The organism is Timaviella obliquedivisa GSE-PSE-MK23-08B (assembly GCA_019358855.1).
GTDB lineage: Bacteria > Cyanobacteriota > Cyanobacteriia > Elainellales > Elainellaceae > Timaviella > Timaviella obliquedivisa.
Genome location: JAHHII010000009.1, coordinates 73046 through 93547, shown reverse-complemented (window position 1 = coordinate 93547; position 20502 = coordinate 73046). Strand labels below are relative to the sequence as shown.

General features: G+C 48.4%; 20 protein-coding genes. 5 read left to right on the top strand and 15 right to left on the bottom strand.

Translation table 11 applies throughout. From position 1 onward, the window contains the following. Positions 1-238: 238 nt before the first annotated feature. The 6 genes from KME11_16240 to KME11_16215 all read right to left on the bottom strand — a co-directional run bounded on the left by KME11_16240 (position 239) and on the right by KME11_16215 (position 7331). On the bottom strand, positions 239-1912 hold the full coding sequence (locus KME11_16240; GenBank protein ID MBW4516760.1) for a GspE/PulE family protein: 1674 nt from the start codon (positions 1910-1912) through the stop codon (positions 239-241). A 5-nt stretch (positions 1913-1917) separates the two neighbouring features. Further along, the gene (locus KME11_16235) at positions 1918-2301 is read right to left on the bottom strand and encodes a hypothetical protein (GenBank protein ID MBW4516759.1); all 384 of its coding nucleotides are present in this window, start codon (positions 2299-2301) and stop codon (positions 1918-1920) included. 1 nt (position 2302) lies between these two features. After that, positions 2303-3637, bottom strand: a complete 1335-nt coding sequence (locus KME11_16230; protein ID MBW4516758.1) for an ABC transporter permease — start codon at positions 3635-3637, stop codon at positions 2303-2305. A 71-nt stretch (positions 3638-3708) separates the two neighbouring features. Then, a complete protein-coding gene (locus tag KME11_16225; GenBank protein MBW4516757.1) occupies positions 3709-5139 on the bottom strand; it encodes a tetratricopeptide repeat protein in 1431 nt (476 codons plus the stop codon). Positions 5140-5227: 88 nt separating this feature from the next. Continuing rightward, positions 5228-6460, bottom strand: coding sequence for a DUF4331 domain-containing protein (locus KME11_16220; GenBank protein ID MBW4516756.1), 1233 nt, complete (start codon positions 6458-6460; stop codon positions 5228-5230). Positions 6461-6572: 112 nt separating this feature from the next. Continuing rightward, positions 6573-7331 carry a sigma-70 family RNA polymerase sigma factor gene (locus KME11_16215; GenBank protein ID MBW4516755.1) on the bottom strand — a complete coding sequence of 253 codons (759 nt, stop codon included), beginning with the start codon at positions 7329-7331 and terminating at the stop codon, positions 6573-6575. 159 nt (positions 7332-7490) lie between these two features. On the opposite strand from KME11_16215, the gene KME11_16210 reads away from it, so the two are divergent. Continuing rightward, positions 7491-9218, top strand: a complete 1728-nt coding sequence (locus tag KME11_16210; protein MBW4516754.1) for a succinate dehydrogenase/fumarate reductase flavoprotein subunit — start codon at positions 7491-7493, stop codon at positions 9216-9218. On the opposite strand, the gene KME11_16205 is transcribed toward KME11_16210, so the two are convergent. The 3 genes from KME11_16205 to KME11_16195 all read right to left on the bottom strand — a co-directional run bounded on the left by KME11_16205 (position 9184) and on the right by KME11_16195 (position 10037). Beyond that, positions 9184-9438 (bottom strand): type II toxin-antitoxin system RelE/ParE family toxin, encoded by a 255-nt coding sequence (locus KME11_16205; protein MBW4516753.1) that lies wholly within the window; start codon positions 9436-9438, stop codon positions 9184-9186. The genes KME11_16210 and KME11_16205 overlap by 35 nt on opposite strands. Beyond that, the gene (locus tag KME11_16200) at positions 9425-9637 is read right to left on the bottom strand and encodes a hypothetical protein (GenBank protein MBW4516752.1); all 213 of its coding nucleotides are present in this window, start codon (positions 9635-9637) and stop codon (positions 9425-9427) included. The genes KME11_16205 and KME11_16200 overlap by 14 nt, the downstream gene beginning before the upstream one ends. A 64-nt stretch (positions 9638-9701) precedes the next feature. Continuing rightward, positions 9702-10037, bottom strand: a complete 336-nt coding sequence (locus tag KME11_16195; GenBank protein ID MBW4516751.1) for a hypothetical protein — start codon at positions 10035-10037, stop codon at positions 9702-9704. Between the two features lie 217 nt (positions 10038-10254). Here KME11_16195 and KME11_16190 point away from each other — a divergent pair, with 217 nt between their 5' ends. Next, positions 10255-10524: a hypothetical protein gene (locus KME11_16190; GenBank protein MBW4516750.1), complete on the top strand. Its 270-nt coding sequence runs from the start codon at positions 10255-10257 to the stop codon at positions 10522-10524. A gap of 75 nt (positions 10525-10599) precedes the next feature. Beyond that, entirely contained in the window at positions 10600-11991 is a 1392-nt protein-coding gene (gene asnS / locus KME11_16185; protein ID MBW4516749.1) for an asparagine--tRNA ligase, read from the top strand. Between the two features lie 6 nt (positions 11992-11997). Here the strand turns inward: asnS and KME11_16180 are convergent, their stop codons facing one another. From KME11_16180 to clpS, 4 genes are all read right to left on the bottom strand, one after another. Next, positions 11998-14652: a GAF domain-containing protein gene (locus KME11_16180; GenBank protein MBW4516748.1), complete on the bottom strand. Its 2655-nt coding sequence runs from the start codon at positions 14650-14652 to the stop codon at positions 11998-12000. Between the two features lie 92 nt (positions 14653-14744). After that, entirely contained in the window at positions 14745-15329 is a 585-nt protein-coding gene (locus KME11_16175; GenBank protein MBW4516747.1) for a DUF3611 family protein, read from the bottom strand. Between the two features lie 93 nt (positions 15330-15422). Beyond that, the gene (locus KME11_16170) at positions 15423-16295 is read right to left on the bottom strand and encodes a CPBP family intramembrane metalloprotease (GenBank protein MBW4516746.1); all 873 of its coding nucleotides are present in this window, start codon (positions 16293-16295) and stop codon (positions 15423-15425) included. A gap of 9 nt (positions 16296-16304) precedes the next feature. Then, on the bottom strand, positions 16305-16586 hold the full coding sequence (clpS, locus tag KME11_16165) for an ATP-dependent Clp protease adapter ClpS (GenBank protein MBW4516745.1): 282 nt from the start codon (positions 16584-16586) through the stop codon (positions 16305-16307). Between the two features lie 174 nt (positions 16587-16760). Between clpS and KME11_16160 the strand changes: the two genes are divergently transcribed. Further along, on the top strand, positions 16761-17966 hold the full coding sequence (locus tag KME11_16160; GenBank protein MBW4516744.1) for a calcium-binding protein: 1206 nt from the start codon (positions 16761-16763) through the stop codon (positions 17964-17966). A gap of 71 nt (positions 17967-18037) precedes the next feature. Further along, positions 18038-19429 carry a folate/biopterin family MFS transporter gene (locus tag KME11_16155; GenBank protein ID MBW4516743.1) on the top strand — a complete coding sequence of 464 codons (1392 nt, stop codon included), beginning with the start codon at positions 18038-18040 and terminating at the stop codon, positions 19427-19429. Positions 19430-19583: 154 nt separating this feature from the next. Here the strand turns inward: KME11_16155 and KME11_16150 are convergent, their stop codons facing one another. Both KME11_16150 and KME11_16145 read right to left on the bottom strand, forming a co-directional pair. Further along, the gene (locus KME11_16150; protein MBW4516742.1) at positions 19584-19817 is read right to left on the bottom strand and encodes a hypothetical protein; all 234 of its coding nucleotides are present in this window, start codon (positions 19815-19817) and stop codon (positions 19584-19586) included. A gap of 364 nt (positions 19818-20181) precedes the next feature. Beyond that, the gene (locus tag KME11_16145; GenBank protein MBW4516741.1) at positions 20182-20484 is read right to left on the bottom strand and encodes an NfeD family protein; all 303 of its coding nucleotides are present in this window, start codon (positions 20482-20484) and stop codon (positions 20182-20184) included. Positions 20485-20502 lie beyond the last annotated feature (18 nt).

Genomic DNA, 20502 nt, shown 5'->3' with positions numbered 1-20502 from the left:
TGATTGTGCTACGGCGAGCCTGGAGAAGCATTGACCATAGGACGGTTTTATATCTGCCCTCACAGTCGTCTCAAAATCGTCCCTAAACTTTAGCGATTTTGCCGATTCTTCCTGTTCAGTTCTAAAATTGGTTGAGAACAATCCCAGAACTGTCCCTCTGTCTAAATTACTTAAATTTATGACGCTTGGCTAACTGCCTGTTGTTCCCTGGCGGGGTTTTTGCTTTTGAGCGATCGCTTCACTCATCGATCTTATCCCGTTTCCAACAGAGGGCGCTATGGGGCAAGACTCGCCGAACTTCTTCCACAGTGGTGATGCCACTTTGTACTTTTTCGATCGCTGCAACCAAAAATGAATCGAACTGAATTTTCCGCAAATATTGACGCAGATCAATTACGGTTCCGTCGTAGATAATTGAACGCATGGTGTCATCAATATTTAATAGCTCAATGACCGCTTCTCGCCCTAGATAGCCGGAGTTAAAGCAATAGGTGCAGCCCTTTCCTTGTCGCCAGCTATGCGCCTCGGTTTCTGCTAGTTTCAGCCCTAACAGATCACAGTCCGCTTGCGTTGGTTGATACGGCTCTGCACAGTGTGAGCAAACTTTTCGCACTAACCGCTGTGCCACAATTCCCAGAACTGCATCGCTAATCAAGCCGGGGTCGGGCCCAATATCCTTCAGACGAGGAATTGCGCCGATCGCATCATTGGTATGGAGTGTGGTTAGCACCAAGTGTCCTGTTAATGCTGCACGGACTGCTGTTTCTGCCGTTTCGTGATCGCGGATTTCACCAACCATAATAATGTCAGGATCTTGCCGCAAAATTGCCCGTAGACCCGCAGCAAAGGTCATGCCAGCAGGTTCATGAACTTGGGTTTGAGTAATGCCAGACAGGACGTACTCAACCGGATCCTCGACGGTGACAATGTTGACCGATTCGGTGGCGATCGCCTGCAAGCTGGTGTACAACGTGCTGGTTTTTCCTGAGCCAGTCGGCCCCGTAAAAATGATCATGCCCTGCGGTTCACGTAACCAACCCTCATAAATTTTACGAGTGCGATCGACAAAGCCCAATTCTTCGATCGTGCTAAATGAGTTCTTTTGTCGCAGTAGCCGCACCACGGCTTTTTCACCCGGTTCCCGCTTCTTGCCGCTCATGCAGGGCAGCACACTCACCCGCAGGTCTAAGCCTTGCTCTTGCTGATCGTGCATATACTTTTCGCTGACTCTGCCATCTTGAGGACGACGACTTTCGGCAATATCCATGTCGCTCATGACCTTAAGCGACACGATCACTTTACGGCTAATGGCAGGCGGCAGCGTGGTGATATGCCGCAAAATGCCATCAATCCGAAATCGAATTCGTAGTCCATCGGGAGCGGGGGCAAGGTGAATATCGCTGGCACGGTTACGTAGGGCGCTAGAAATGAGGGCGCGAATTCGCTCTACCTGGTTATCGGCTTGGGACAGATGAAGCTCTGCCATTTCGACAATATCTTCGTCGTGCTCGGCTTGCCCAGTGAGCGGGTTGAAGGAATTGCCGCTAATGCGATCGGTTTCTAAAATTTGCAGACGATACCAGTAGCGATAGCTTTTTTCGGTGACAGGAATAATTTTAATCGTATTGTTGAGGCGATCGCGCAATTGCTGCAACGTTTCATCAGAAATGATTCCAGGGCTACCCAAATAAAAACAGTTTTGCCACAGCAATAAGGGAATTAGGGGCGGTAATTGCTCTTTGTCTGGAAAGTATCGCCAAAAACGGTTATTTAATTCCCAATCCAGTAATTCAATCTGTACCTTTCCCTGTTCATCTACCAAAGATTTTAGGGCTTGTCCACAGGTTGTTTGCTGTTGTCGAAGCTGTTGCCAAATTGATAAATTTGAGGGCGGATCAATTTGCTGAACCATAAATTCTATTCCTGTGTAGTAACTGGCGAGAATGGACAAGCCCGACCCTGAGCATCTACTCCAAAGCAGAGCGGTGAGCCGTCCTGTCCGCCCACATCAAGTCCCCCTAAATTTGTCTCTGGGCTAAGGACAGAGGACGCTCTGCCGCGAGACGCAGGCAGTGGTGCGGCTGGAACGCTTGGTGCGGCTGGAGCGCTGGGAGTAATGACTCGACTTGCCCCACAGACGCTTGTCAAATTAATAACTTGCCCACTTGCAGTTTCCATATAACAAACTAAATCGATTGGCTCAGATGAATACTGAGCGGCTTCTTGAGAGAGCGATTGGCTACTGGCAGATCCAGCGAACAGCCCGGAAAGGCACAAAACAGATCCTAAACATTTCAGCATATTAACCTCCATTGATTCCTAAAACTTGCATGAATGCTTGAGTTGATATTCCTGTTCCAATTAATGTAATGCCGATCGCGCTTAAGGCGGGTAGGGCTTTAACAAAACGAGGCGAAATTTTGATAAAGCGGGTTGAAGATGGCACCCGCTTAAACCAGCTTTTGGCATAGACTAACAACAATCCTAATCCGGTCAGGACTGCTGACAAACCCAGGCTAAAGCAGATCACTAGAATTAATCCTAATGCAGTTTTATTAACGGCGATCGCTCCCAACAATAGTACCAGCGCAGCCGGACAAGGCAAAAGTCCTCCTGAAATTCCCAAAGCCAAGAGAGATGAGATACTGACTCCTTTGTCGATGTGAGGGTTGTGATCAGGGTGGTGATGGGAATGATCGTGATGATGGTGATCGTGATGGTGGTGATCGTGATGGTGGTAGTTATGATCGTGAGTGTGATCATGAGCGTGATCATCAGCATGAACGTGAGAATGATTAGAAGGAGCCATGCGATTTCGGAAAAGACTTAGCCCGATCGCCACTACCATTACCCCAGAAGTTAAACTGAACCATGGATAAAGCTGCTCAGGCAAAATATATTTAGCGGCAAATAGCGCCACTAACCCCAGCGCAAATACTCCTAACGTATGGGTAATTGTCGTGGTCATTGCCAAAATGAGTGCGTGCTTGGGAGTCGCCCGTTCGCCCATGAGATAAGCTCCCACCAGTGTTTTGCCATGTCCTGGGGTGAGGGAATGCATCGCGCCCCATAGAAAAGCACCTGCGATCGCCAACACCACTTCTCCGCTAAAAGCACCACCCGGCGTTAGCGAAAATGTTTGATTGTTGGGCGTAAACATGAAAGTTTTAAGCTGCCCTGCTTGCAAAATAGTAGCAAGACAATGAGCAGTTTGAATGCCGGGAAGGAACAGTCCATAATTGAGGGTTACCCCCTCAATGGGTTTAGACCAGGCATAGCTCAGTTGCACTGTAGAGTGTGTACTAGGAGCTACTTGCACGTTGGTTGGCAACGTTCCAGCAGCTAGGGGGCTAACAGATAGTTGACCGTTAGTATTTTCGGTATTTGTCAGATGAATTTGTTGATCAAAAAACTGTCTTAAATCAGCGTTATGGGAATTAATTTCATCGACTGAAAGCTGTTGATTGCGATCGCCATCTGCAAAGGGTACTAGCCCCGTTGGAAAGGTCAGCATCATTTCCACAGATGCATCTTTAACCGTTACCTCTGCCGCCGACATATCTGACCAATGGGCTTGGCTGGGTGTTGCGGTTAATAGCCAGATCACAATTGCACCTAAACAAGATAGAGTTCCCATTAGCCATCCTGTCCACCGTTTTGCTCTTCTTGGATGGAAGAACCGAAAATCCCTTTTGTGCTGCATCATGTTTATCCTCCCAGTCCTGCATTTAACCCGATCGCCTGACGTGCCTGCTCATCAAATTGCGGATCGCTCTTGATCACCTGTTGCTGATATTCGTTCGCTTTGACCGAGTTACCCAAAGCTTGCTCAATAGCACTGGCGCGATGGAGAATGCCAGGGTTGCGTGTGCCAGAAGCGATCGCTTCCTGAATGGCTGTTTGAGCCTGGGAAATTTTCCCCGCTTGCATTAATGCCCAGGCGTAAATATCTAGTGTCTCAGCATCCCGACGATTTTTAAGTTCGGTTTGCATCAGTGATACGGCTTCTGGCACATCTTGAGCGCGTCCCCGTTCCAACAGCAGCCAAGCGAGGTCACGCCGATGCCCAAAGTCGTCCACGCCGATAAAGCTCTGGCGCAGCAGGGTTTCGCTTTGTGCCCAGAGCGTTTCAGCAGCTTGGCGATCGCCCTGCAAAGCTTTGACTCGTGCCTTACCCCTCAAAACCAGCGGATTGTAAACTGTGGGTATCCCTGAAGGAATCTGCTCATAGCGCTGAAGAGCACTATCGTAACGCCCTTGCCGAACATCTAACTGAGCCAGATTGATCAATGCCAGGGGGTATTCTGGCAGAATGGTCAGCGCCTCTTCGTAAAGATCCCGCGCCATCTTCATCTGTCCACGCTCATAATAAAATCGACCGAGTAAGGTTCGGACTCTTGCGGAGGTACTGACCTCACCTGCTTCTTCAACCTCCAGTGCATAGTTAAAACTTTCAAGAGCCTGCTCTTTTCCTTGAGCGTTACGAACTAGCGCTTGCAACAAAAAGGCGCTGGTATTCAAGCTGAGGTCAACGAGTTGATCTGCTGCCTGACTGGCTTCGGTAAGTTTGCCAGTTGCCAAGTTAGATGTTGTCTTAATTGACAAAACATCCCGCTCATCGGTAATTTGTTGCGTTAGCTGGAGCGCAACTGCAAAATCATGCCTGGCTTCAGCAACTCTGGCTAGCGTAGAAATGGCGCTAGGATTATCTATTGATAGCCTTGCCAAAGACTCCTTTGCCGTTTGTTCTGCCAGTAGATACCAACTGCCCTCACCTGTGGTTTTCGCCATTCCTAAATACGCTGACGCTAGATAAGCGCGATCGAGTCCGCCTTGAGGATTTTTACGAATCTTTTCTTGGTAAAAGCCAATTTCTCGTTCCCTTAGTGATGCCGGATTACGATAATCTGACAGATCATAGGAATAGCGATAGGGTGCTTTTAAGGAGCTAAACGTCTGGTGCTGAAATTGTTCAAGCCGAGCCGGAAAATCAGATTGAGTCAGCCAGACGGTAGCGCTTGTCAAAGGTAGTCCTACCAAGAGTAAAATCCATAGCCATCTTTGCCGATCGGGTTTAAGCTGCTCGGGTTTAAGCTGCTCGGAATTGGGGAGATGGCGAGGTTCACTAGTCTGTTCCATAGGAAAAATGATTAAGTGAATGAAATAATAAAACTGTCTCTTTATCCCTTGTTCCTCGTTCCCAGGCTAAAGCCTGGGAACGAGAGGATTAGTTTGCGGGAGCCAGATAAGGGAACGAGGTAGCTAACGGTTGATGACCCTGAGCCGGATTACCTGGCACGCCATCATAGGACACGTTGTCAGTCGTTACTGCACCATTCGTCAGAACGCTTAGAGCAATATCAATCACATCATCTTTAAGCATCCGTCCGCGCACCGGAGCACCCAGAGTGTTCAAGGCGTTGGCAAATCCACTCGGCCCTGTCGTGTCAATTCGCATGACATCGGGTATAAACGCCCCGATCAATGCGGTTGTACGTTCAGGGCTGTTACCCAACGCTGTCAGCACCGTAGTGACTTCTCTAGCCACCACAGGCGGAACGCTACGACTGGGCTGACTGCGGTTGTAAGCAGCTAGGTTGCCCTGGGTGAACAGCAGCGCTTCGTTAATTCCGGGTCGCGCTATTTGCTCGGTTTGCATAAACTGTTTCGTTCGAGGATCTTGAACTGAAATCGTCAACCAAGTGTCAAATGTGGTTGTGTTGGTTCCAGATTGCAATAGCTTTCGAGGAACACGCATGACAATAGTGTTGACGTTGTAGCCCTTGGTGAAGTCTAGCGCCTGATCAGGCGATCGAAATCCAACCGCAGGACCCCGCCCCAAAAGCCCCGATCGCACCCTAAAAAATTGCTCGACATCAAAGAAAAACGGGTCTTCCCGTAGCCCTGCAAACACCGAGACATTCCGCCCCTTGATGGCGACTTGATTAATCGCCGGAGTATCTGCATTAACAAGGGAAGTTGTCACAATAGGACGATTATCCTGAGTGCGGTTAATCACCATAGGCTGTTTCCCTCTTTCCAGAAGGGTCAGGGTCATCCGTTGCTGTCTGTTAGCACCTTGAGGCGGACTGAAGGTGACCCGCAGCGTCATATCAGGATTGCCTGTGGGCACGCCGTTAATATTGGCTGTCCGGGACATTTTGAATTCGTAGCGGGCTTCGGAACTGAAGAAATACTGTTGTCTAGCGAGCGATCGCGGATTAGTATTCATGACCAGAATTAGATCATCTTCCGCTGCCGCAGGATTTTGATCTTTTTCACGAAACACATATAAATCAGTCAGACTTAGCGCCCGACTTCTAACATCAATATCACCATCGTCGTGATCCGATGCTTGAATTTTGTTTGGGCTAACGGCAGTTGTTAAGCCCAAAGCCATAAACGCAACACCACAGGCAAATGCTGTTTTTGTGAGGATAGACCTCAGCCGAGTCACCATGAGCAGGTCTCCTTAAAGCGATTGCAGAATTAATCTCCATTGATGAGGTATCCCCCATGCAGGGATATACGTCAATCTCTAGAAACTGGATTGCTGCTAAATGTCACCTCATTTAAAGCACCATTCCCTCCATCAAGTTCCTCAGTAGCTGCAAGCCCTTTTTAAGTCTGCGAGACACGGTTATAATGCTGATTCCTAGCTTTTCGGCAGTTTCTCGCTGAGTTAAGTCGTGTACAAAAACGAACTCCAAAACGTTCCGTGTTTGAGTTTCTATTTGTGATAAAACGTGATGTAAACAGAGTCGTTCTTCCTGTACCCATTGACTTTCTAAACTGTTGCATAATGAATCTTGCAGAGAACAATCGCCTTCTTCCATCGGTCGATCTAAGCTTAAGGGCACACGATTCTGCTTTGCTAGTTTGATCGATCGCCATTCGCCTAGAGAAATACCGAGTGCCCTCGAAACTTCAGTATCTGTTGGCGGGCGGTGCTGCTGAATTTGGAACTGTTGAGTTATTTGATTAGATTGAAATTGCAGTGATTGCCAACGTCGAGGAATTCGCACTAGGCTTTGGCGATCGCGCAAGTGATGCCGAATGTCTCCCTGAATATAGGGAACGGCAAACGTCGTTAGGGCGTAGCCTTGGGATAAATCAAATCGCTCGATCGCCCGAATTAAGCCCAAGCAACCGACCTGAACCAAATCCTCATAGCTCTCTGTGGATCGACCTGCCCAGTGATAAGCCTCTTTACGAACGCAGCCCAAATTCAGCATCACTAACCGATTCCGAATTTCAACAGAGCGGCTCTGCTGATAATCCTTGAACAACTGCAAACTGGTATCTTTTAGCTCTGTAGAAAAAGTAACCATATCTCAATGGAGCGCAACAATCAGATATACGACGCTGTGCTCCAAATGGACGTGAAGATAGGCGCTTCTTTCTAAAGAACTTCACTATTTTTTCCTGCTTCCCTTGGATTTGCATCACTATAAAAGGAGTGGCAATTTGCAGGCACGAGCGGCTGAACTATGATTGAGCATGACGTAATGATTGTGGGTGGCGGGTTGGCAGGATCGAGGGCGGCGTTGGAAATTGCTAAAAGTAACCCTCAGTTCAGTGTGGCGATCGTCGCTAAAACCCATCCCATCCGCTCCCACTCGGTTGCGGCTCAGGGCGGTATGGCAGCCACACTAAAAAATGTTGATGCGACCGATACTTGGGAAGCCCATGCTTTTGATACAGTGAAAGGCTCAGATTATCTTGCCGACCAAGATGCAGTCGCCATCCTGACGCAGGAAGCCCCCGATGTGGTGATTGAGCTAGAGCACATGGGCGTGTTGTTCTCGCGGTTGCCCGATGGACGCATTGCGCAGCGAGCTTTTGGAGGGCATTCTCACAATCGCACCTGTTACGCTGCTGATAAAACAGGTCATGCCATTTTGCACGAGTTGGTCAGTAATCTCAGGCGCTATGGAGTCAAGATTTACGACGAGTGGTATGTCATGCGCTTGATCCTAGAAGAAGGACAGGCAAAGGGCTTGGTGATGTTCCACATTTTGGATCAGCGGGTGGAAGTGGTGCGGGCAAAGGCGGTGATGTTTGCCACGGGTGGATACGGGCGGGTCTACAACACGACATCGAATGACTATGCCTCTACGGGCGATGGGTTGGCAATGACCGCGATCGCCGGATTGCCGCTGGAAGATATGGAGTTTGTCCAGTTTCATCCTACTGGGTTATATCCTGTCGGCGTATTAATTTCCGAAGCAGTGCGCGGCGAGGGCGCATATTTAATTAACAGCGAGGGCGATCGCTTTATGGCAACCTACGCCCCTAGCCGCATGGAACTTGCCCCGCGTGACATCACTTCCCGCGCCATCACCCGCGAAATTCGCGCCGGACGCGGAGTCAATCTAGATGGCAGCGCCGGAGGTCCTTTCATTTACCTCGACTTACGGCACATGGGTAAAGAAAAAATCATGAGCCGCGTGCCCTTCTGTTGGGAAGAAGCCCATCGCTTAGTTGGCATTGATGCCGTGACCCAGCCAATGCCCGTCCGCCCCACCATTCACTATTCCATGGGCGGCATTCCCACCAATACGGATGGACGAGTGCGCAGCAGTGCCGACGGATTTGTGGAAGGATTCTTTGCAGCAGGCGAGGCGGCTTGTGTGTCGGTGCATGGCGCGAATCGGTTGGGCAGTAATTCGCTGTTGGAATGCGTGGTGTATGGCAGAAGAACGGGACGGGCGATCGCCCAGTACATCCAAACCCGCAAGCTCCCCGAAATCAACGAGCAACGCTATCTCACCGAAGCCCAGCAGCAAATTCAAGGCTTAATTAACCAACCCGGACAATACCGCATTGCCCAGATCCGCCAAACGTTCCAAGACTGCATGACAGAGTATTGTGGCGTATTCCGTAATGAAAGCCTCATGCAGGAAGGCTTAGCCAAACTTCAAGAAATTCGGCAGCAGGCACAGCAAATTTATCTGGATGATAAAGCTAAAAGCTGGAACACCGAATTGATTGAAGCGCTAGAACTGCAAAGTCTACTGATTGTGGGCGAGATGATCCTTACTGGAGCGCTGAACCGTAAGGAAAGCCGAGGTGCCCATTGCCGTGAAGACTACACCGAGCGAGACGATGTTAATTGCCTCAAACATACCCTGGCTTACTACTCGTCTGCTGGCGTTGATATTCGTCATATGCCCGTGACGATTAATATGTTTGAGCCGCAGGAGCGAAAGTACTGAGCAAATAACTTCTCTTATCCAGCGTAATGCCAATTCGATAGTCGCCAAGACGAATTTTGTATTTATCAGGATAGCCCTTCATTTTCTCTAGGCAGCCTAATTCAAAAGGATTTGCTGACTCAAGAGTCTCAAAAACAATAGGCTCAACTCGGGTTTGAATATCAGGAGGTAAGGCTGCGAGTTCCTTCAAAAATTTCCGAGTATACTCAACTGTCCACATGAGCCTCTTTGATCGATTGGTAGTAAGCTAGGGCTTCAGTTTTGGGGAGCCTTTCGCTCTCGTCGTTTTCCGAAATCAAACTGACCAAACCATGATTTTCTAGGATCTCCTCAATCTGTTCAAATTCTTCAATGGGAATTTGGACGGCGATCGCCTTATGATTTTCATCTAAAACATAGCTTTTGCGAAGGTTAAGCACAGAGGGCAACTCCTAATAAATCCTGACTTGTTTCTATACTCTACGAGATTAATCATTTTGAGCATCATTCTGCCCAACCTTTTAGCAACCACCCAATCACTACACCCAGTCCGCCAAACCGAACTGCTTGCCAAAACACTTCTCTCAAACCGCCCCAAGAAAATAGCTGACTTTCCAATGCCAACTCTGTTTCTTCTAGGCGCGCCTTAAGTTGTTTTAATTCGCGCTTGAGTTCAATTTGTCTTTTTTTAGAGCGACTCTGCAAGACGTGTTGCTGGACTTGGGTTAGTTCTTGTTTGAGGTCTTGCTGAATTTGCTGGTCAGATTGAACTTGAGCATATCGAGCCTTGAGCAGCAGGAGCGATCGCTCAAATTCTTGCAGGGTTTGCTCAAAATCCATTCCCTCTAGGTCGTGGGAAGAGGCATCGTCGGAACCAGGAGAGGACGTTTGGGGTGACATTGGGATGATTAAGGATGGGCAGTGTAGAGTAGAGAAGCGGGCAGCCAGGGCGGCTGTAGCGAATCACCAGTAGCGCAATTGATAATCGATTATGGCTGACTTTACCCAAAAAATTACCCCCGATCGCTCAGTAAACTTCCCTCTGGTGCCATCATTTATTCCAAAAGGGGTTGATGCATCGCAGCCCGTGGCAGAACTAAGCACGGTAGAACTGGCACAGGCATTGGCAGAACGGTTGGCGATCGCCCCTTCTGACTGGCATCAACTGAAGGCGAACCGCAAAGCTAGAGCGGCAGAACAGACTGCAATGGCGCTCCTCTATCTGCTCAAGGATCAACCGCCAGAGGCTTTGGAACGACTTCAGCAATCGGTGGGCTGGCTCGATCGCTCTATTTCTGCTCCGCCTTGTCCTACTCATGGTCATTAGGGTTCAAGTGGCGATCGCTTTCCTATGACAAGCTTAAGTTAAACTGACCTGTAAGTGTCACTTCTCTAGCTTCCTATGATGACCCGCCGCATTCTCGACCTTCTTAGAAACGGACAACCTGACGAAACTGTGATGGTTCAGGCTTGGGTGCGCACCAAGCGCGAGCAAAAAGAGTTTTCCTTTGTTGAGGTAAACGATGGCTCTTCGTTGGCAGGCTTGCAGGTGGTAGTGAATCAAGACTTGCCAAATTACAACAATGTCATTCGGCAGCTTAATACAGGTGCATCGGTCGAGATTTCTGGGGTATTGGCTCCGTCTTTGGGGAAGGGGCAGCGAGTGGAACTGAGAGCTACCTCAGTTACGGTTTATGGGGGCGCTGATCCGGAGACGTATCCACTGCAAAAGAAACGGCATTCGTTTGAGTTTTTAAGGACTATTGGGCATTTGCGATCGCGCACTAACTCTCTGGGAGCCGTTTTTAGGGTGCGTAATGCCTGCGCTACTGCCATTCACAACTTTTTTCAAGAGCAGGACTTTTTGTGGATACACACGCCCATTATTACTGCTAGCGATGCCGAAGGCGCAGGAGAACTGTTTGCAGTCACGACGCTAGATTTAAAAAAAGTCCCGCAAACTGGAAGCCAAGAGGTTGACTACGGTAAAGACTTTTTTGGCAAGCCTGCTTACCTGACGGTCAGTGGTCAGCTTGAGGCAGAAATTATGGCGTTGTCTTTCACCAATGTCTACACGTTTGGGCCCACCTTCCGTGCTGAAAATTCTAATACGTCTCGCCATCTAGCAGAGTTTTGGATGGTGGAACCTGAGATGGCGTTTTGTGCGTTAGAAGGCAATATGGAACTGGCAGAGGCGTTTCTAAAGTACGTATTTAAACACGTGATGGAAACTTGCCCAGAAGACATGGAATTTTTTAATCAACGCATTGATGATTCGGTGTTGCAAACCGCAGAGAATATTATTAGTAGTGAGTTTGGACGGATTACCTATACTGAGGCGATCGCCCTACTGGAGAAGAGCGATCGGACGTTTGAATATCCTGTTTCCTGGGGTTTAGATCTGCAGTCAGAACACGAGCGTTACCTAGCTGAAGAACTCTTTAAGAAGCCAGTCATTGTCACTGATTATCCTGCTGATATTAAAGCATTTTATATGCGCTTGAATGATGATCAAAGAACGGTGAGTGCAATGGATATTCTGGCACCTAAGATTGGCGAAATCGTAGGCGGTTCTCAGCGGGAAGAACGTTTAGATATGTTAGAACGTCGGATGCAAGAACGAAATATTCCACAGGAAGAACTATGGTGGTATATGGACTTGCGGCGTTATGGCACTGTGCCCCATGCAGGGTTTGGGCTAGGGTTTGAGCGACTGGTACAGTTTATGACGGGGATGCAGAATATCCGAGACGTAATTCCGTTTCCCCGGTTTCCTTTGAGCGCAGAATTCTAAAAATCTTTACTTCTCCGTCATTGTCCATACGCCCTCTTGCCACTGTTCGTCGGTGGGCGGATGGCTGAGCCAATGCTGACAGCGTTGCAGATGCATGACAGAGGGTTTGTCGTGATTGTCAATTTCTTCTAGTATTCTGCCAAACGAAGTCATGGCGCTGGTGAATTTGCGATTGAGATAATGCGATCGCCCTTCGTGATAGAGATCGATCGCCCATTTCTTTTGATCGGCGATCGGGTCTGGCTGTAGTCCTACTAATTCATAGACGCTGACGGGCTGATTTTTCCCCTTCACCCGAATCCAATCTAGCTCCCTTGCCCAAACGCGATCGGCACAAGGACGGTAAGTAGATTCGCTCAGCACAATGTCGCAGCCGTACTGTTTACTGGCGCTTTCTAAACGAGAGCCCAGGTTAACACCATCGCCAATTGCGGTAAACTCCATGCGCTTACTACAGCCAATGTTGCCACTAATCACGCTGTCAGAGTTAATTCCCATACCAATTTTGATTTGTTCTTTATTGGTGCGAGAGGCGTTAAAAATTGATAACCGGTGACGCATTTCTATCGAGGACTGCACTGCCATCCAAGCATGATCATCCAGTGCTAAGGGTGAACCAAACACCGCCATAATGGCATCGCCAATGTATTTATCTAGCGTTCCTTTAAAGTTGAAAACTGCCTCTACCATGGTTTCAAAATATTCGTTCAGCATGGCGACAACATCCTCGGCTGCCATGGTTTCAGTCAGCGTGGTATAGCTACGAATGTCAGAAAATAGGACGGTTACATCTTTGCGATCGCCCCCCAAATTCGTTTGTCCACTACTCAACAACTGCTCTGCTAGCTCTTGAGACATATAGCGATACATGGTACTTTTAAGCCGTTTGGCATCGCTAATATCGTCCATGACTACTAGCGCTCCAGACACTTTCTGCTCGTCGTTAGAATCGGCGATCGTGTTGATGGATAAGTGAATGCTGTGCTGTTCTATGCCCTTAACTGGAAGCAAGGTTTGGTCAGGATAATATTGGTTGCGGCTAATTGCGTCTTTAGCGGCGATCGCAGTTTGAAACCATTTATAGAACTCACCCTTTTCCAGGCGAATTAGATCTGTTACAGATTTTCCTTTAATAGGATCGTTGGCATTTAACCCCAACAGCTTTTTGGCGCTTTCGTTGGCAGCAATAATTTTGCCTTCTTTGTCCGTAGAAATTACACCGTTGGAAAGTGATCGTAAAATGTCTCGCTGCATTTGCTCTTGTTGCTTCACCATGGCAAACAATTTGGCGTTTTGCAGGGCTACCCCCGCCTGAATGTTAAACGCCTTCATGAATTCCTGATCGTTACGGTTAAAGCTGGCTCTCCAGCATTCCGGCGCTTCGGGGTAAGTGGCGGGGTCGTAGGGAGGAAATTCACCTTGGCGGCGCTTGTTAATGAGTTGGGTGACGGCGATCAGTTCGCCAGCCGCATTGAACACGGGCATACACAACATACTGCAAGTCCGATAGCCCGTTTTTTGATCGGTTTCTCTGGCGGTTTCGGCATTGACATGTTCATAAAGGTCGAAGGGAATCAGGACAGGTTCTCCAGTAGTGGCAACTTGTCCAGCAAATCCGGCATCCATGGGAATACGAATTTCTTGAAGGGTATTATTGATGGGCAGCTTTGTCCAAAGCTGGTGGCGATCGCAGTCTAATAGCCAGAGTGTGCTGCGATCGGCTTGCATTAATTCCTTCGCCTCATCCATGACTTTCCCTAAAGTTTCCTCTAGATCAAGTCCGCTCTGGCTCAGTGCCTTCGTTGCTTTCATCAAGGCTGAAGCGGCTCGCTGCTGCTGCGTTGCTTTGTAAAACGAGCGAGAAGATTCTAGAATCAGCCGAATTGAGGGCGCGAAGTCACAGAAAACCTGTTCATCGTGAGCGGTAAACCCAGCAAGATCAATTTTGTCTTCAAGGACGGCTTTAGAATGTGAGTTGAGCTTGAGTTTATTGATCAGTTGCACTACTGCGACTAAGCTGCCTGCTTCGTTGAGTAAGGGCATTGCCAGCATTGTGTAGGTGCGGTAATGATTTTTACGATCGAACTCCTGGGCTGCCTGCGATCGTGGATCGTCATAAAAGTCGTAGGGAATATTAACGACTTTGCGCTGGGTTGCTGCTTCGCCCGCAATGCCGACTGATAGGGGAAACCGCAGTTCCAGATGGCTGCCGTTGTCATCTTTAGCCACAATTGACCAGAGTTCATCTTTCTCTTCATCAACTAGAAAAATGGTGGTGCGATCGGCGTTGAGCAATTCTCCAGTTTTGAGAGTGATCGATCGCAACATCTCATTGAGAATGGCATCAAATCCCTGAGAGTCCAACACGCTGTCCAACATCGACAGCGTTTGATTCACCACTTGAAGCTTACTCTCAACATCTGTAACGACCTGTTTAAAGGTGTCTTGAGTGAGGGGTGCCAGGAAAGTTGAACAGGAGCCTTTGCGAGTCGTGAGAGTGCTGGAAGTAGGCGTACTTAAGGCCGATGAAGTCAGAATTGCAGGTGAGGGCGGGGTTGTATCGATCGTATTAGTCCAAGTCGAAGCTTCAACAATGCGAACAGATTCATAATCAAGAGGTTCACAATCAAGGGTAGCCGGCAGATGCGAAGAAGCTTCCATAGAAACACAGGGGAGAACGGCTAAGGACGCAGAAGCCAAAGAACTGTTCTATATTGCCCCGTGTAGCGCAGAGACTAGCACCTGGAAGATTCTTAACCTTTGCGATTCATCACTTGAATAAGCCAAAGCGTAGCAATTACACCTATAAAATGCGCCATGAGTGTATTGATGTTTGCTTGAACCAAGAACACATCTAAAGGCGTAACAAATTTTGAAAGATTTCCAGAGAAAATACCGCCAACCTGTGACAAAGATTTAACGAGCAAGGCACCGACGATCGCCTGAGCGCCCAGCAGCGTCAGCAGTGTTCCCAGCAAATTCACTAGCAGACCCAGGCGCAATATTCTAATTAAATCGCCGGGTTTAGGTCTAGCTTGAGCATCTGGGGTTTTCAGCTTACGGGCAAGGCGAGTATAGCTAAACGCAAAGTAGGCACCTATAAAGAGAGCCACTAAACCGCAGACTGCAAAAAAAATGCCTCCCCCCACGCCGGGATTGGTTGGCGTTCCGGTTTGCGACGCTCCGCCCCGGCTCAATCCAGCAAAAGCTAGAACGGCTCCCGAAATTGCTGCCAAAATAATTTGCGCCCAGAAACTGACCCAGCCTGCCATCCGAAATGAACTAGAGACTCGTTGAACCGCAGGGGGAAGGGAATTGGAAGCAATCTTGTTCGCCATGGGTCGGCACGGGTTGAGGATAATCTATGAGGGCTACGATAGCAGAAATAACGGGTTCTCTACCAGTGGGCAAGCAGCTTCCCAGGGGGAAAATTAGCTGGTTTGCGCTTGCAGGAAGCGTTGACGCATGTAGAGCGCGATCGCCCCCAGAAAAATCAATCCTGTCCCACCAGCTAAAGGGTTTCCGTTTAACCCTGTGACCCATTCTGGAACTCGTCCTGAATACGCTACCAGGTTGCCTACATTAACGACGTAATACCCAAATACCAAACCGCCATGCAGACCAATTGGCAGCCCTAACCGCCCCTGATGATGGCACAACGAGCTAACTGACCAGACTAAGGTTCGGGTCGATTGCTTTGCCCAAACTAGTGCCAAGCCCAACAGCACTAATCCAAAAAACTGGGGCGAAGTCCGAACCACTTCAGGCAGGGGCTTAATAAAATGTAAAGCTGCAAAAATGACGCTACTCGACCAAAGGGCAGTCCTGGGCGTAAAGTCCCTCTGAAGTTCGTCTAGCATCCAACCGCGAAACACAAGCTCCTCGGCAAAACCCGTCCCTAAACCCACCGCAATACCTGCTAAAACCAGCATGAGGAGAGAGTGAGTCGGAGGCTGCCACGCTAGCCAACCCAGCCAGCCCTGCACCGCAAACAGCAGCATTAAGCTAAAGAATCCTAGCCCCAACCCAATTAAACATTCCTTACCATTTTGCTGCGATAAGACCAATCCATAGTTTTTGAATACTCGAGCGTCTTGGTGTACCCACCTTCCCCAAAGCCGAATCAGAACTAAGAACTCGACAAAAAGCAAGGGCATCGTTAGCAGGGTAAGGGCATTTGCATCCCGCACAACTAAGGCGATCGGGGCAGCAACAGGCAGCCATAGGAACACCAACACTAACAAAAACGTCAGAATTCTAACGGGTGCTGGATACTTGGCTAAAGCCGCAAATTGAGATTTCAAGTTTCTAACCTATTCGTCCGGCTCGATCGTACTGATTAGCCCATTATTGTTCAATGTCTCGCTATAAAATTCAGCATGCTCTTGCACACAGGTAATGACGAGCGCAATTCCATTCGTATGCGCTTCCATCATGATGCTGACGGCTTGAGGTTGGGTAATGCTTGCTACCGTTTGCATCAAGACCTGCACCACGTACTCCATAGAGTTGAAATCGTCGTTGTGTAACAAGACCTTATACCGAGGAGCTATTTTACGAGCTGTTGAACGCTGTTCAATCGTCTCGACTGCCACTGTTAATACTCTCCGTAAGTTGCAATAAATTGTTGAGATGTTGTTACAGAAGTCTATTCTACCTGGATTAACCAAATTTGAGAGGGGAATGGAAACTTTCTGTCTCTCTCTACAGTCTATGGGTCTATTACAGCAAAATGCAACTTCATTGAGAACTTTAGGAGGCTTCTACCCATGGCTAAGATTCGGGGCACAGTTGGTAACGACATTTTAAGGGGCACGGTAGGCGATGACGAGATTTTGGGACTAGTCGGTGATGACCGCTTATTGGGGTTGTCGGGTAACGATCGCCTGGACGGTGGCGATGGCGTTGACCTGGTGAAGGGCGGGTTTGGCAATGATGTTATCGATGGTGGCAAGGGCGACGACACCCTCAGCGGTGGCGAGGGCAGTGACCTACTGAGGGGCGGCGAGGGCAATGATTTATTAGACGGGGGTAAGGGTGCAGATCAGTTGGTTGGCGGTTTGGGCGATGATACTTATGTTGTGGACAATGTAGGCGATGTGATCCGCGAACGCCGTGACCAGGGCATTGATACGGTTCAATCTTCTGTCAGCTACAAGCTCACTGCTAATCTAGAAAACCTGACCCTAACTGGCACCGATATCCTCAATGCCACAGGCAATCGGTTCAATAACACCCTCACAGGGAACGGGGCGAATAATCTCTTGCGGGGGTTATCAGGGGGCGATCGCCTTTTTGGAGGGGCAGGCGATGATACGCTGGATGGCGGTTTAGATGGCGACATTATGAGTGGCGGATTAGGGAACGATCGCTACATCGTTGATAACCAGGGCGATACTCTCATTGAGTCTGCTAGCCAAGGAATAGATACGGTAGAGGCATCTGTAGACTTCACTTTGGGAGCAAATTTTGAAAACCTGATGCTAACTGGCATCGCCACTTCTGGCACAGGCAATGAACTGGCAAACCAACTGATTGGCAATGCCAGCAATAATATCCTCAACGGGGGTGCAGGTGCAGATGAACTGATTGGTGGTAATGGCAACGACATACTGACTGGCGGCGCTGACTCTGATCGCTTTACCTATGGAGGACAATCGTCTACGCCTGAAACAGGCACAGATACCATTACTGACTTTGTACGGGGCACCGATTTAATTGTCCTCTCCCGTCAAACCTTTGGAATCAGCAGCCCTAGCGGCACGCTACTGGGTGCTACAGAATTTCAAACAGTTGCCAATGATGGTCAAGCCTCTACCAGTGCTGCTCGCATCGTTTTCAGCAGAAGCTCTGGCAATCTGTACTATAACCCTAACGGTGCTACTGCTGGCTTTGGTACTGCTGACGGTAACGGCGCTCTCGCTAATTTGATAAACGTGACGAATTTAGCAAACACAGACATCTTAATTGCATAAGGGCTCTCGACAGAAAGACTCAGGGAGTTATCATGTTAAGAACTTGATATTTCTTAATGAATTAAACCCGAATGGCTATCACTTCCTCAGGCTCAAAGTTCAAAACGTTTCTAACGGAAAAAGTTTTCTTCGGAAATGAACCCAACCCAGAACTGATTGCCATTCTAATGGTTTATTTTGTTCAAGGAATTTTGGGCTTGGCACGTTTGGCGGTCAGCTTCTTTCTAAAAGATGAGTTGCACCTGAGTCCGGCAGAGGTATCTGCCTTGATGGGCATTGCGGCTTTGCCTTGGATGGTGAAACCCCTGTTTGGTTTCATATCTGATGGTCTACCCATTTTCGGCTACCGTCGTCGTCCTTACTTAATTTTGTCAGGTTTACTGGGCACTGCTGCCTGGCTCATGATGGCAACAGTCGTGCATACGGCTTGGGCTGCTACTTTGGCGATCGCTCTTAGCTCTTTATCTGTCGCTGTTAGCGATGTCATTGTAGATTCTTTAGTAGTCGAACGGGCTCGCTCTGAATCTGTTCGGGACGCTGGCTCGCTTCAGTCCCTAACTTGGGGTGCCTCGGCGATCGGGGGATTGACAACTGCCTACTTTAGCGGGTTCCTGCTCCAGCACTTCACTAGCCAGGTCGTCTTTGAAATTACAGCGACCTTTCCCTTAATTGTTTCGCTGATCGCCTGGCTCATTGTCGAGGCAAAAGTTACTGAACCTTACGATTGGTCGGCAATTAAACATCAGGTGAAGCAACTGCGCGGAGCCATTACCCAAAAGTCTATTTGGATGCCCACTGCATTCATGTTTCTATGGCAAGCAACCCCCACTGCCGACTCTGCTTTCTTCTTCTTCTCTACCAACGAACTTGGCTTTCAGCCAGAGTTTTTAGGTCGAATTCGGCTGGTTACTAGTGTTGCTGCTTTGCTAGGAATTTGGGTGTTCCAGCGCTTTCTCAAAGCTGTACCCTTCCGCGTTATTTTTGGTTGGAGTACGATTATCTCAGCAGTGTTAGGCATGACGACACTGTTATTGGTTACTCATGCTAACCGGGCGATCGGTATTGACGACCAGTGGTTTAGTCTGGGCGATAGCTTGATTTTGACAGTTATGGGGCAAATCGCGTTCATGCCTGTGTTAGTTCTGGCGGCTCGGCTTTGTCCGCCTGGTGTAGAAGCAACGTTGTTTGCGTTATTAATGTCAATTTATAATCTGGCAGGATTTTTGTCCTATGAGTCAGGTGCATTGCTGATGCATTGGCTGGGTGTGGATGAGACAAACTTCACGAATCTTTGGATAGTAGTGGTGATTACTAATCTAACAACCCTGTTACCGTTGCCCTTGATTGGGTGGTTACCTGGTGCCGATGAAGCACAGAACGACGGAGCGTTGCCTCAGGCTTCTATCCCTATTTTAGAAACAAAGCTGGTGACGGCTGAGAAGGAACTGGTGACGGAAGTGTAGGGATGAACATCATTGATTTCTTCACAGCTTCTTCACAGATTTAGGCAGGCAACTAGGAGGACAAACGCCGATCGCCTGAAGAATAATCAAAGTTCTGAAAGCGATCGGCAGACATGTGAGCTCCATAGACTAAGTTCAAGACTAGGGACAAAATTTATGTAGTGACAATTCTAGTCACTACTTTATTTGTTTCCGTCTCGACAATTGCTAAACTATGACCTTTATCCTTTTCTCCTTGAGCTATTCCGTACAGAGCTAACCCTGTACGAAGCACCTCTGCCATATTCTTTCCAGATTCGTCGGATAACTTCTGAAGCAACTCATAGGCTTCAGGAGTCAGGTCAAGATTAAGACGTTTCTTGGATTTAGGAATTTGCGGACTAGACATCAGACATGACACTCCTTGAGTTCAACACCACCCGATGCACAGATTCGCTGGGGCAGCTAATTTACAAAATGAACAGCCATAAAGATTCACCCTAGATAGATTGCCATCCCAATTGGATACATTGCTGTCAGCTAGAGCACCTTATGTATATCGATTATGCCCTTTTTATATACAATTTGTGCATATCCCAACAAAGCTTTTTCTAATTAACACACAAAGATTAAGTTCTCGATCGATTGAAGCCTAGCTAGATCAGACCTTTTGCCCCACACCTCAAATTTTGGGGTGTGGGGCAAAGGCTTATTAGCTGAGATTGCCAGAATTAGAAGCTTCTATTTTGAAAATCTTTGCTAACCATTATTTGTTAACTATCAACATAAGGTCTGGGCTGAGCAGTGAACTTGAAAGACGAAACAGAACGAGACGGTTCCACGACAAGCGTGAGATTCTTGCGATCGAGCACTCGCACCAGCATCCCAGGCTCAAGACTAATTGACTGAGAACACCGTGCACGCCACAAAGTGCCTTGAAATTTGATATAGCCTGTGCAGTTGGCAGGAATAAGCTCAAAGACAACAGCCTGAACATCACGCTGGTCTCCCTCCTGTCCCGTAGGTAAAATTTGCATCAGTGCTCTCGTAACCCCTCGGAAGGCTTTAGTTTGCATGGCAGGAACCTCCTAAAC